Origin of the sequence: Rhodococcus tukisamuensis NBRC 100609, from assembly GCF_001894985.1 — a bacterium.
In the GTDB taxonomy this organism is placed as follows: domain Bacteria; phylum Actinomycetota; class Actinomycetes; order Mycobacteriales; family Mycobacteriaceae; genus Rhodococcus_G; species Rhodococcus_G tukisamuensis.
The window spans coordinates 199,291-211,044 of the sequence record NZ_BCXG01000001.1; the positions used below are offsets into that span (position 1 = coordinate 199,291).

Consider the following 11,754-nt stretch of genomic DNA (forward strand, 5'->3'; position numbering starts at 1 on the left):
GAGGGGTGACGATGCAGAGCACTTTCGCCGTCGTCGGCATGACCTGTGGGCACTGCGTCGCCGCGGTCACCGAGGAGGTCGGCGCGATCGCCGGCGTCACCGACGTCCGGGTGGACCTGGCGTCTGGTGCGCTCGAGGTGACCAGTGACTCGCCGGTTGCACGGCAGGCGGTCGCCGAGGCGGTCGAGGAGGCGGGCTACCAGCTGGCCCCCTGAGTCGGGATTTCCTCCCTGTTGTCACCTGAACAGCCGTATCGACTCGCATCAAAGCGGGTGATGCGGCTGTTTTTGTAATCTCGACGGGAGTCATGGCGCAGGAGTTGTTCACCGCGGACGAGGTCGCCGACCGGCTGGGGTCTGCACGTGCGGACGGTCCGCGGATACATCCGGGACGGCGGCCTCGGTGCCGTCCGGATCGGCAAGCAGGCCAGGGCCGCGAGGAGACCCTGTCGACGGTGCAACTCGACTTCAACCAACCCGATCGTTTCCGGCTCGAGTACACCGGCGAGGACGGCGCCAGGCACCGCCCGGTCATGATCCATCGGGGCCTGCTCGGGTCCATGGAGCGGATGGTGGCGCTGCTGGTCGAGCGCTTCGAGGGCCGGATGCCGCCGTGGCTGGCGCCCAGACAGGTGGTCGTCCTGCCGGTGTCCGAGCGGCACCGTGACGAAGCGGACAAGCTGCGGGTCGAGTTGCGGGAGAACGAGATCCGCGCCGAGGTCCTCGGTGCGGGCTCGCTGGGCGCGCGCATCCGCGAGTCTCGTAGACGCCGCGACCCGTACACAGCGGTCGTCGGCGACGCGGAACTGGAGAACCGCACGGTCAGTGCCGTGGTCCCCGCGTCCGGACAGCGGGGCAGCGTCGACCGGGAGGTGTTCGTCCGGTGCGTGCTCTTCGACGTCCGGACCCGGGCGCTGCGGCCGGGCGAGCTTGGGTGAACCCCGCCCGCGCCCGGCCGGTCCACGGTCAGCCCTCGAGCATCGCCGCGCCCAGCGTGGACTCCGGCACCGCGAACCCCTCGACCAGTTCCAGCGCGTGCGGGCGCAGGGTGCGGCAGCGCTCGTTGACGCCGCGGGTGACGGCCTTGGCCCGCTCGACGGACAGGTGCCGGTGCTCCATGAACCAGGCCTTGTCCTCCTCGATCACCGTCAGGGCGTAGAGGTCGCACAGCTCGCCGAGCAGGTCCGCCGCGGCCTCGTCGGGGCACGAGTCGATGCCCGCCACGAACGCCTCGAGCACCACCCGGTCGATGTGCGCCTCGGCGGCCCGGAGCACGTGGTCCTGGACGAAGTTGAACGCGTCGAACGGGTCGCCCTCGCGCTTCTGAGCGCCCTGCAGTCGCTTAGCGGCGGTGGAGAGCAGGTACTCCTCGCGGTCGGAGAACATCCTCAGCTGGGTGCCGCGGTTGAACAGGCTGCCGTCCTCCTCGTTGTCCTGCCGGGTGTCGAGGATGGTCTGGATGATCTGTTGCGCCGCGGTGCGCTTCTTGACCACGTCGCCGACGGTGGTGGCGGCGAACCGCATCCAGTCCACCGGACCCATCCCGCGCACCTCGTCGGCGTAGGCGGTGAGCAGTTCCTTCGCCACCAGCTGCGTGAGCACGTGGTTGTCGCCCTCGAAGGTGGTGAACACGTCGGTGTCGGCCTTGAGCGCGACGAGCCGGTTCTCGGTGAGGTAGCCGGCGCCGCCGCAGGCCTCGCGGCACTCCTGGATCGCCCGGGTGGCGTGCCAGGTGTTCGCGGCCTTGAGCCCGGCGGCGCGGGCCTCGAGCTCGCGCTGTTCCTGCGGGTCCACCTCCCGCGCGCTCTGGATCTCGTGCAGCCTGGTGACCAACTCGTTCTGCGCGAAGTGCAGGGCGTAGGACTTCGCGATCAGCGGCAGCAGTCGGCGTTGGTGTACGAGGTAGTCCATGATGAGGACCTCCTCGCTACTATTGGGTTTGTCGAACTGCCTGCGCTGCAACGCATACCGGGTGGCGATGGACAGGGCGACGCGGGCCGCCGCGCCGGCCGCCCCGCCGACGGTGACGCGGCCCCGCACCAGGGTGCCGACCATGGTGAAGAACCGCCGGTTCGGGTGCTCGATCGGCGAGCTGTAGCTGCCGTCCGCGGCGACGTCGCCGTACCGGTTGAGCAGGTTCGCCCGCGGTACCCGCACCCGGTCGAAGACGATCCGGCCGTTGTCGACGCCGGGCAGGCCGCCCTTGTGCCCGCAGTCCGAGGTGGTGATGCCGGGCAGGTCGTCGCCCCGCTCGTCCCGGATCGGGACCAGGAAGCAGTGCACGCCCTTCGATTCCGGTTCCTCGCCGGGGCCGGCGGTGACGAGCTGCGCGAACACGGCCGCCATCCGGGCGTGCCGGGCCGCGCCACCGATGTAGTCCTTGCGGGCCGACGGGGTGGGGGAGTCGATCACGAACTCCCCGGACGCGGCGTCGTAGGTGGCGGTGGTCTCGAGTTCCTGCACGTCGCTGCCGTGCCCGGTCTCGGTCATCGCGAAGCAGCCGAGCAGGTCCAGGTCGATCAGCGGCCGGACGTACGCCTCGTGGTGGGCGGCGGTGCCCAGGTTCTCGACGGCGCCACCGAACAGGCCCCACTGCACCCCGGCCTTGACCATCAGCGACAGGTCCGACATCGCGAGCATCTCGATGCTTGTGACCGCCGCGCCAACGTCGCCGGTGCCGCCGTGCTCGACGCTGAAACCGTTGGCAGCGTAACCGGATTCGGCGAGAAACTGCATCTGCTCGAGCGTCTTGGCTCGGGCGGCGTCGAGGTCCGGCGTGAAGTGCGGCGCGAACTCGGGGCGGGTGAGGTCCACCCGGACCTTCTCCCGCACCTCTCGCCACCGGCCGTCGAGGGCGGTCCGCAGGTGATCCGCTGTGGTTGCCATGCCTCGACGGTAGCGACCTCGCGGTGCGCCTGCCGGGTACGGCGCGGTCGCCCGCTCCGCCGTCACCTCTGCGAACAGGGCAATTTGCGTTAAACGGTACCCAACTTGAACACTGTTCAAGTTGGTGGGTGAGAGGTGGAGTTCGATGACACAGGCAGACGAGGCAGGGCTCGGCGCGGGGACGGTCCGGCACACCCGGGTGCTGGTCATCGGTGCGGGATTCGCCGGGCTCGGCATGGCGGTGGGCCTGGCCCGAGCCGGTGAGGGCGACTTCGTGGTGCTCGAGAAGGCCGCCGAGGTCGGTGGCACCTGGCGGGAGAACACCTATCCGGGCTGCGAGTGCGACGTGCCGTCGGTCCTGTACTCGTACTCGTTCGCGCCGCACCGTCGCCGCGGCGGCGACCGGGCCTCACAGCCCGAGATCCTGGACTACCTCCGGCGGGTGAGCGACGAGTACGGCGTCCGCGCGAAGATCGAATTCGGCGCCGAGGTCGGCGGCGGACGATGGGACGAGGCCGCCCGGCGTTGGCACGTCCGGACCGTGGACGGCCGCGAGTACGTCGCGCAGTTCCTGGTCGTCGGGACGGGCGCCCTGCACCAGCCCGCGCTGCCCCGGATCTCCGGCGCCGGGACCTTCGGCGGACCTTCCTTCCACTCGGCGCAGTGGGACCACACCGTCGACCTCACCGGCAAGACGGTGGCGGTGATCGGCACCGGCGCGAGCGCGGTCCAGCTGGTGCCCGAGCTCGCCGCTCGCGCCGGCGCGCTGCAGCTCTACCAGCGCACGCCGCCGTGGGTGCTGCCGCGACGCAGGTCCCGCCTGTCAGCCGTGCGGGTGCCTGCGACCGGGCGGATCGCCCGAGCACTGACCTACTGGAACGCGGAGCTGCTGGCGCTCGGGCTCAACGGACCGCCCGCGCTGACCCGGCCCCTCGAACGTCGGGCACGGGGGCATCTGCGCCGTCAGGTCCCGGACCCCGAACTCCGACGGGCGCTGACGCCGGACTACCGCATCGGCTGCAAGCGGATCCTCCGGTCCGACGACTACTACCCGGCCCTGAGCCGGCCGGGCACGGAGGTGGTCACCGACCCGATCGCCGAGATCCGCCCGGACGCCGTCGTGACCGCCGACGGGACGGTGCGCCCGGTGGACGTGATCGTCTACGCCACCGGATTCCGGGTGGCGGGCCCGCTGGCCCGGCTGCCGCTCGCCGGGCGGGGCGGCGTCACCCTGCAGGAGCTGTGGTGGCGGGACGGGATCGCGACGCACCTCGGCATCACGGTCTCGGGCCTGCCCAACGCGTTCCTGCTCACCGGGCCGAACACCGGCCTGGGGCACAGCTCCCTGGTGTTCATGATCGAGTCGCAGGTCCGGCACGTGCTCGCGGCGATGGCCCTGGTGGATCGGGACGGGGCGCGTGCGGTCGACGTCCGCGCGGACGCGCAGGCCGACTACCACGCTGACCTGCACGACCGGCTCGCGTCCGCCGTCTGGAGTACCGGTGGATGCGCGAGTTGGTATGTCACAGCGGACGGCACCAATCACTCACTGTGGCCGGGCTTCTCGTGGCGGTACCGGCTGCGTACGCGCAGGGTGCGGCGGCGCGACCACGAGCTGTTCTGACGGTTGCCGCGGCTCAGCCGGCGGGTGCCGGCAGCGCCGGGTGCAGCTCCACCTCCTGGGTCTTGACCACGAAGTACACCTGCCGCCCCGGTGCGAGGTCGAGGTCGGCGACGGCCGCGGCGGTGACGTCCGCCGCGAGACCGGCGCTGCCGTCCGGGTTCTCGGCGCCGCGCACCCGTACGGTCGTCCCGTGCACCTCCATCTCGGCGATGGTCACGGGGAGCGCGTTGCGGGGGCTGGCATGCGGCGGTTCGAGGTGCACCGCCACCGCGGCCGGCCGGAACAGGGCGACCGCCGCCGCGCCGGGGTGGAGGTCGCCGCCAGGCTCCTCGATCCCGGAAACGGTGGTGCCCCAGGGCGTCTCGAGCGAACCGGTTGCGGCCATGGTGCCGGCGAGCAGGTCGACCCCGGCGATCCGGGCGCCGAAGGCGCTGCGCGGCGAGGTGAGGACCGAGCGCACGGTGCCGGACTCGACGATCCGGCCCGCGTCGACGATCGCCACCCGGTCGGCCAGGGCGAGCGCGTCGAGGAGGTCGTGGGTGACGATCACCGCGGTCCGCGACTGCTCACGCAGGACGGTCCGCAACAGCCGGCGCACCACGGGCGCGGCGGTCACGTCCAGCGCGGACATCGGCTCGTCCAGCAGCAGCAGTCGCGGCTCGGCGGCGAGGGCCCGCGCGATCGCGACCCGCTGGGCCTGGCCGCCCGAGAGTCGGGCGGGCCGGCGGCGGGCCAGGTCTTCGGCGTCGACGGCCTGCAGCCACTGCCGGGCCAGCACGCGGGACGCCGCCCGGCCCGTCCCGCGGCTGCGGGGTGCGAAGGCGACGTTCGCGGCGGCGCTGAGGTGTGGGAACAGCAGCGGCCGCTGGGACAGCAGCGCCACGCCGCGCGCGTGCGGCGGGACGAACACGCCGGCGGCCGTGTCGGTGAGGGTCGCGTCGCCGAGCATGACGGTGCCGTGGTCGGGTCGCACCAGCCCCGCGATCAGCGACAGCAGCGTGGACTTGCCGGCCCCGTTGGGGCCGAGGACGGCCAGCACCTCGCCGTCCGCCAGGTCGAGGTCGAGGTCGACGCCGCGCCGCTCGATCCGGGCCCGCACCGACAGCGCGCTCACCGCGGGCCCCTCACGGCGCGCCTCTGGTGAGACGCCGGCCGTGGACCGCGACCACGATCACGGCCGCGGCCACGATGAGCAGCAGTGACAACGCGACCGCGGCGTCCGGGTCGGTCTCGCGTTGCAGGTAGATCTCCAGTGGCAGCGTGCGGGTGACGCCCTGCAGCGAGCCGGCGAAGGTGATGGTGGCGCCGAACTCGCCGAGTGCCCGGGCGAAGGCGAGCACCGCCCCGGAGAGCAGGCCGGGCAGCACCAACGGCAGCGTCACCCGGCGCAGCACCGTGGTGGGGCGGGCGCCGAGGGTGGCGGCGACCCGCTCGAAGTCGCGGCCGGCCACGCGCAGTGCGCCCTCGAGGCTGACGACGAGGAACGGCAGCGAGACGAAGGTCTGCGCCAGCACGACGGCGGTGGTGGAGAACGCGATCCGGACGCCGAAGGCCTCGAGGTGCTGGCCCAGCAGGCCGTTGCGTCCGAAGGTGTACAGCAGTGCGATGCCGCCGACCACCGGCGGCAGCACCAGCGGCAGCAGCACGAGGGCGTGCAGCAGCGAGCGCCCGCGGAAGTGGCCGCGGGCCAGCACCAGGGCCATCGGCACCCCGAACACAATGCACAGCAGCGTGCTCGCGGCGGCGGTCTTCAGGCTCAACGTCAGTGCGGTGCGGGAGGATTCGGAGGTGACCAGCGGGACGAAGTTCGCCCAGTCGATCTCGACCAGCACCGCGACCAGCGGCAGCAGCAGGAAGGCCGCGCCGATCGCGGCGGGCAGGTAGGCCCACGCGGGCAGGCCCACCCCCGCCGCGGTGCCCTGGCGCAGGCCGGTCACCGAACCGGTCCGGACTGCCGACAGGTCACGGCGCCGCGAACCCCGCCTCGGCCAGCACCTGCCGACCCTCCGGTCCGGTGACGAGTTCGACGAATTCCGCTGCGGCGGAATGGTTCTGTGACTCGTTCAGGACGGCGATCGGGTAGGTGTTCACCGCGCGGGACGCCTCCGGGAAGGCCACGGCGGTCACCTTCTCGCCCGCGTTGGCGGCGTCGGTGACGTAGACCAGGCCCGCGTCGGCCTGTCCGGAGGTGACCTTCCCGAGGACGTCGGTGACCGAGGACTCCTCGCTGACCGGCGCGAGGTCCACGCCGGTGGCCTGCTCCACCTTGACGGTCGCCGCGCCGCAGGGCACCTGCGGCGCGCACACCACCACCTGGTTGCCGGGCTCGGTCAGGTCGGCGAACGATGTTATGCCCCGGGGGTTTCCGGGAGCGGTGACGATGGTGAGGGTGTTGGTGGCGAAGTTGACGGGGACTCCGGCGACGAGCCCGCCGTCGGTGGCCTTGGTCATGTTCGCGGTGTCGGCGGAGGCGAACACGTCGGCGGGCGCGCCCTGGCTCAGCTGTGCCACCAGGTCGGAGGAGCCGGCGAAGTTGAACCGCACCCGGCTGCCGGGGTGCGCCTCCTCGAACTGCGTGCCGAGTTCGGTGAACGTGGGCTTCAGCGAGGCCGCGGCGAAGACGGTGACGTCGCCGGTTACCGCCGCACCGGTGGTCGGGGCGGCCGGGTCGTCGGACGAGCCCCCGCAGCCGGCCACCAGGGCCGTGGCGGCCAGCACGGCCAGCAGGCCGGGAACGGTGCGGGTCACGATGTACCTCCGGGTGTTTCGACGACGACAGTGGTGGCCTTGACCATCGCGACGGCGACCTTGCCGGGCGCCAGCCCGAGTTCGGCGGCCGACGTGCTGCTCATCAGCGAGACGACGGTGAAGGGCCCGCACTGCATCTGCACCTCGGCCATCACCTTGTCGGTCGTCACCTTGGTCACGAGCCCGACGAACCGGTTGCGGGCGGAGCTGCCGGTGCCGAGGGGGTCCGGTGGTGGCGTGGCGTGCTCGCGGGCGAACTCGGCGAGCACCTCGCCGTCGATGACCTTGCGTCCCGACTCGTCCTTGCCGGCGACCAGCGTGCCGGCGTCGATCCAGCGCCGCACCGTGTCGTCGCTGACGCCGAGCAGTGCCGCGGCGTCCTTCACGCGAATTGACATGTGACCCCTCCGTCATCCGCATATGCGGTTGATTCGAGATGTTAGACCAGTGGATGCCGGTAGTGCGAGGCGAAGGATCCGCGTTCGCGATTCTGTCGCCGTCGCGGTTCCCCGGCCCGGTCCTGCCATCCGGAGGTACCGTGAGGTGGTCACCTGCAGGCGCGGCGCGGCTCCTGCCGACGCCGCTCGGCTTCGCCCCGGAAACGGAGGCCGATTCGTGTTGTCGTCGACGGTGTTCGCATCGAGAAGTGCAGCACCGCAACTGTTGTCGGTCTTCGAGTCCGTCGCGGGCGCACCGCTGCCGGTACGGGTCCGCTGCTGGGACGGGTCGGTGGCGGGGCCCGAGTCCGCCGCCGTGACCGTGACCTTCCGCAACCGGCGGGCGCTGCGGCGAATCCTCTGGTCGCCGAACGAGCTGGGGCTGGGCCGCGCGTACGTCGCGGGCGACCTCGAGATCACCGGCGACCTGTTCGCCCTGCTGGAGGACCCGGACGTCATCGGGCGGGTGGCCCGACGGGACCTGCGCACGCTCGGGTGGCGCGAGCTGGCGGGTCACACGGGTACCTTCGTGCGGCTCGGCGCGCTCGGCCCCCGTCCGAAACCTCCCGCCGAGGAGCTGATCCGGCGCCGCGGTGCCAAGCACAGCAAGGCGCGTGACGCGGAGGTCGTCTCCCGGCACTACGACGTCGGCAACGACTTCTACCGGTTGCTGCTCGGCCCGAGCATGGTCTACTCCTGCGGCTACTGGGAGCGCGGCACCGCCGGGACGCTCGAGGACGCTCAGCACGACAAGCTGGACCTGGTCTGCCGAAAGCTGGGGCTGCAGCCGGGCATGCGCCTGCTCGACGTCGGCTGCGGCTGGGGGTCGATGGCCATCCACGCCGCCCGGCACTACGGCGTCCGTGCGGTGGGGGTGACGGTGAGCGGGCAGCAGTGCACGCTGGCGCGGGCCCGCGTCGCCGCGGCCGGGGTCGCGGACCGCGTCGAGATCCGGCTGCAGGACTACCGCGACGTGACCGACGGCCCCTACGACGCGATCGCGAGCATCGGCATGTCGGAGCACGTGGGCGACGCCCAGTTCGACACCTACCTGGCGGGCATGGCGCGACTGCTCCGGCCGGAGGGGCGGTTGCTCAACCAGGCGATCGCATCCGTTGCGCCACTGGCGGATCCATCCCACGAGCCGCCGAACTTCGTGGACCGGTACGTGTTCCCGGACGGGGAACTGCTGCCGCTGAGCCGGGTGCAGGGCGCGGTCGAACGCGCGGGGCTCGAGACCCGGGACTGCGAGTCGTTGCGCGAGCACTACGGCCTCACGTTGCGGCACTGGGTGGACAACCTGCGCGGGTCCTGGGCCGAGGCGACCGCGTTGGCAGGGCCGGAGCAGGCCCGGATCTGGCTGCTCTACCTGGCGGCCAGCGCCGTGTCCTTCGAACGGGGGCGGATCACCGTCAACCAGGTGCTCGCGGTGCGCCCCGGCGACCGCGGCGGCAGCGGGATGCCGAGCACCCGCGAGGAGTGGCTCGGCACCGTCGGGCACGCGCCGTTCGACCCGGCGGCGGGGTCCGCCGGCAACGCCGCGGCTTAACTTACCTTTGGGTAGACTTACCGAGCAGTCAGTACTACCCTGACAGCGTCTGTGACGGTCGCTTCGAGGGGTGTGGCCGTCCGGAGTGCGCGCCAGGATCGGCAAGGGCAGTTGCCTGTCCGGCTCGGCTCGGCGCCCCACCGACCTGCGGACCCCGGGTGATCCCGGGCTCAGCGGTCCCGGGCGCCGGCCGCGGCCTGCGCCAGCTGCAGCAGGCGCAGCGGGATCTGGGTCTGCAGCGCGATCGCGGTCGACGAGCGCAGCACGTGCTGGCCGTCGACGATCTGGTTGATCACCCGCTGCAGGTCCGCGTGCGTGCGGGCGACCACCCGCACCAGCACGTCGCCGGCGCCGGTGATGGTGAGGGCCTCGAGCACTTCCGGGATCGCGGTCAGGTGCTCGACCACGGCCTCGTGGCCCTGGCCCTGGACGATCTCGAGGGTGGCGAAGGCCGTGACGGGAAATCCGAGCGCCTCGGGGTCGAGGGTGGGGGAGAGGTCGGCGATCACGCCGCTGCGTTCGAGGCGCTCGAGCCGGGCCTGTACCGTGCCACGGGCAACGCCGAGCCGGCGGGAGGCCTCGAGCACCCCGACCCGGGGCTCGGCGTGCAGCAGCGCCAACAGGTCCGCGTCGAGTCGGTCGATACTCATCCCGGCACCTCGCTCACGCACGGCCACTCGCCCTGGTCAACTTGTCCGGTCGCAGTCGGACAACTCTCAGCATTCTGTACAGAATGGTCAGCGTCAATCGCGGTCGTTGCCCGCCGTCCCGGCACGGATCACAGTGAAGGCATGACCCTCGCGGACCGCATGCTGACCCCGCACGAACGCGCCGCGCGTCTCGGTGCCGACCAACTCCGTCAGCTGGTCGGGTTGGTGGACCACGACGACGCCGCGGACCCGTTCCCGGTCGTCGGCGTCGACGCGGTGGTGTTCGCGTGCGGCAACGCCACCCAGAGCGCGCAGTACTTCGTCGCCACCTGGGGCATGACGCTCGTCGCCTACGCCGGCCCGGAGACCGGCAGCCGCGACCACAAGTCCTTCGTCCTCGAGGCCGGTTCGGTGCGCTTCGTGCTCGAGGGCGCGGTGGATCCGGCGAGCCCGCTCGCGGACCACCACCGCAGGCACGGCGACGGCGTGACCGACCTGGCCCTCGAGGTCCTCGACGTGGACCGCTGCGTCGCGCACGCCCGCGCGCACGGGGCGACCGTCCTGCTCGAACCCCACGACGAGGCAGACGAGTTCGGCGTGGTGCGGGTCGCCGCGCTCGCGACCTACGGCAGCACCCGGCACACCCTCGTCGACCGCAGCCGCTACGACGGGCCGTACCGGCCCGGGTTCGTCGCGCGCCGCAGCGGATTCGTGTCCCGCCCCGGTGTCCCGGTGCCGCTGTTCCAGGCCCTCGACCACGCCGTCGGGAATGTCGAGATGGGTCGGATGGACCACTGGGTCCGGTTCTACAACGAGGTCATGGGCTTCACGAACATGGCCGAGTTCGTCGGCGACGACATCGCCACGGAGTACTCGGCGCTGATGAGCAAGGTCGTCGCGAACGGCAACCACCGCGTGAAGTTCCCGCTCAACGAGCCCGCGGTGGGACGTCGGCGCTCCCAGATCGACGAGTACCTCCAGTTCTACGGAGAACCCGGCTGCCAGCACCTGGCCCTGGCCACGGCCGACATCCTCGGCGCCGTCGACGCGCTGCGCGCCGCGGGCGTGGAGTTCCTCGACACCCCCGACGCCTACTACGACGACCCGCAGTTGCGGGCCAGGATCGGTGCCGTGCGGGTGCCCGTCGACGATCTCAAGCGTCGCGGTGTCCTGGTCGACCGCGACGAGGACGGCTACCTGCTGCAGATCTTCACCAAGCCGCTGGGCGACCGGCCGACCGTGTTCTTCGAACTGATCGAACGGCACGGCTCCCTGGGCTTCGGGAAGGGCAACTTCCGGGCCCTCTTCGAGTCCATCGAACGGGAGCAGGCGGCGCGCGGGAACCTGTGACCCGCGCGCGCCGAGTGTGCAGATCCTGTCGGGCGCACTCGGGCGATGCCCCGGCAGATGCACACTCGGGCCGGGCCGTGACCCGATCGGTACTCGTTGCGCTGGCGAATGGTGCCCCGGTCGTGTTCTATCTGTGAACTATGAGCTCAGTCACCCGCATCGTCGCCGCCACTGCCGGATCCGTCGCGATCCTCGCCGCGTCCGCCGCGATCGCGACCGCCGCCCCCGCCGTCGCGAAGTACACCCCGCTCGCCGACGGTGGCCACACCGAGTACCTGGTCAACCCGGTCCTCGACCAGGACGACCTGCTCAGCACCGACAAGGACATCACCACGATGCCGGACGTGCGGGCACACAGCATCGACGGCCGCACCTTCTCCTTCTACCGGGTCGTCGACGGCACCCGGATCGGCATGGTCCGGATCAACGAGTTCTGCCTGCCCACCGGCGCCTGCCACGGCGTCATCGTCGACGGCCCCACCTCGGTCTTCTGACGCGGGACCTCCTTCGC

At 71.8% G+C, this 11,754-nt stretch carries 12 protein-coding genes; 6 read left to right on the forward strand and 6 right to left on the reverse strand.

What is annotated here, in order from left to right; all coding sequences use genetic code 11:
• Positions 1–11 precede the first annotated feature (11 nt).
• Together RT2_RS00890 and RT2_RS00895 are read left to right on the forward strand one after the other, a co-directional pair.
• A complete protein-coding gene (locus tag RT2_RS00890) occupies positions 12–215 on the forward strand; it encodes a heavy-metal-associated domain-containing protein (protein ID WP_072842825.1) in 204 nt (67 codons plus the stop codon).
• A gap of 239 nt (positions 216–454) precedes the next feature.
• Positions 455–937, forward strand: coding sequence for a His/Gly/Thr/Pro-type tRNA ligase C-terminal domain-containing protein (locus tag RT2_RS00895; RefSeq protein WP_245709326.1), 483 nt, complete (start codon positions 455–457; stop codon positions 935–937).
• 28 nt (positions 938–965) lie between these two features.
• Here the strand turns inward: RT2_RS00895 and RT2_RS00900 are convergent, their stop codons facing one another.
• Positions 966–2,885 carry an acyl-CoA dehydrogenase family protein gene (locus RT2_RS00900; RefSeq protein WP_072842631.1) on the reverse strand — a complete coding sequence of 640 codons (1,920 nt, stop codon included), beginning with the start codon at positions 2,883–2,885 and terminating at the stop codon, positions 966–968.
• 145 nt (positions 2,886–3,030) lie between these two features.
• On the opposite strand from RT2_RS00900, the gene RT2_RS00905 reads away from it, so the two are divergent.
• Positions 3,031–4,509: a flavin-containing monooxygenase gene (locus RT2_RS00905; protein ID WP_072842632.1), complete on the forward strand. Its 1,479-nt coding sequence runs from the start codon at positions 3,031–3,033 to the stop codon at positions 4,507–4,509.
• A gap of 13 nt (positions 4,510–4,522) precedes the next feature.
• Here RT2_RS00905 and RT2_RS00910 read toward each other — a convergent pair whose 3' ends face one another.
• The 4 genes from RT2_RS00910 to RT2_RS00925 are packed head-to-tail and all read right to left on the reverse strand — an operon-like array spanning position 4,523 to position 7,655.
• Positions 4,523–5,623, reverse strand: coding sequence for a sulfate/molybdate ABC transporter ATP-binding protein (locus RT2_RS00910; protein WP_072842633.1), 1,101 nt, complete (start codon positions 5,621–5,623; stop codon positions 4,523–4,525).
• Positions 5,624–5,633: 10 nt separating this feature from the next.
• Positions 5,634–6,446 carry an ABC transporter permease gene (locus RT2_RS00915; RefSeq protein WP_072842634.1) on the reverse strand — a complete coding sequence of 271 codons (813 nt, stop codon included), beginning with the start codon at positions 6,444–6,446 and terminating at the stop codon, positions 5,634–5,636.
• Between the two features lie 25 nt (positions 6,447–6,471).
• Complete coding sequence (gene modA, locus RT2_RS00920) at positions 6,472–7,257, reverse strand: molybdate ABC transporter substrate-binding protein (RefSeq protein WP_174556644.1); 786 nt, start codon at positions 7,255–7,257, stop codon at positions 6,472–6,474.
• Positions 7,254–7,655 (reverse strand): TOBE domain-containing protein, encoded by a 402-nt coding sequence (locus tag RT2_RS00925; RefSeq protein ID WP_072842635.1) that lies wholly within the window; start codon positions 7,653–7,655, stop codon positions 7,254–7,256. The genes modA and RT2_RS00925 overlap by 4 nt, the downstream gene beginning before the upstream one ends.
• 265 nt (positions 7,656–7,920) lie before the next feature.
• Between RT2_RS00925 and RT2_RS00930 the strand changes: the two genes are divergently transcribed.
• The gene (locus RT2_RS00930) at positions 7,921–9,243 is read left to right on the forward strand and encodes a class I SAM-dependent methyltransferase (protein WP_245709327.1); all 1,323 of its coding nucleotides are present in this window, start codon (positions 7,921–7,923) and stop codon (positions 9,241–9,243) included.
• Positions 9,244–9,413: 170 nt separating this feature from the next.
• Here RT2_RS00930 and RT2_RS00935 read toward each other — a convergent pair whose 3' ends face one another.
• The gene (locus RT2_RS00935; RefSeq protein ID WP_072842827.1) at positions 9,414–9,893 is read right to left on the reverse strand and encodes an Lrp/AsnC family transcriptional regulator; all 480 of its coding nucleotides are present in this window, start codon (positions 9,891–9,893) and stop codon (positions 9,414–9,416) included.
• Between the two features lie 141 nt (positions 9,894–10,034).
• Between RT2_RS00935 and hppD the strand changes: the two genes are divergently transcribed.
• Both hppD and RT2_RS00945 read left to right on the forward strand, forming a co-directional pair.
• Positions 10,035–11,243: a 4-hydroxyphenylpyruvate dioxygenase gene (hppD, locus tag RT2_RS00940; protein WP_072842637.1), complete on the forward strand. Its 1,209-nt coding sequence runs from the start codon at positions 10,035–10,037 to the stop codon at positions 11,241–11,243.
• A gap of 140 nt (positions 11,244–11,383) precedes the next feature.
• The gene (locus tag RT2_RS00945) at positions 11,384–11,737 is read left to right on the forward strand and encodes a hypothetical protein (RefSeq protein ID WP_072842638.1); all 354 of its coding nucleotides are present in this window, start codon (positions 11,384–11,386) and stop codon (positions 11,735–11,737) included.
• Positions 11,738–11,754: the final 17 nt, after the last annotated feature.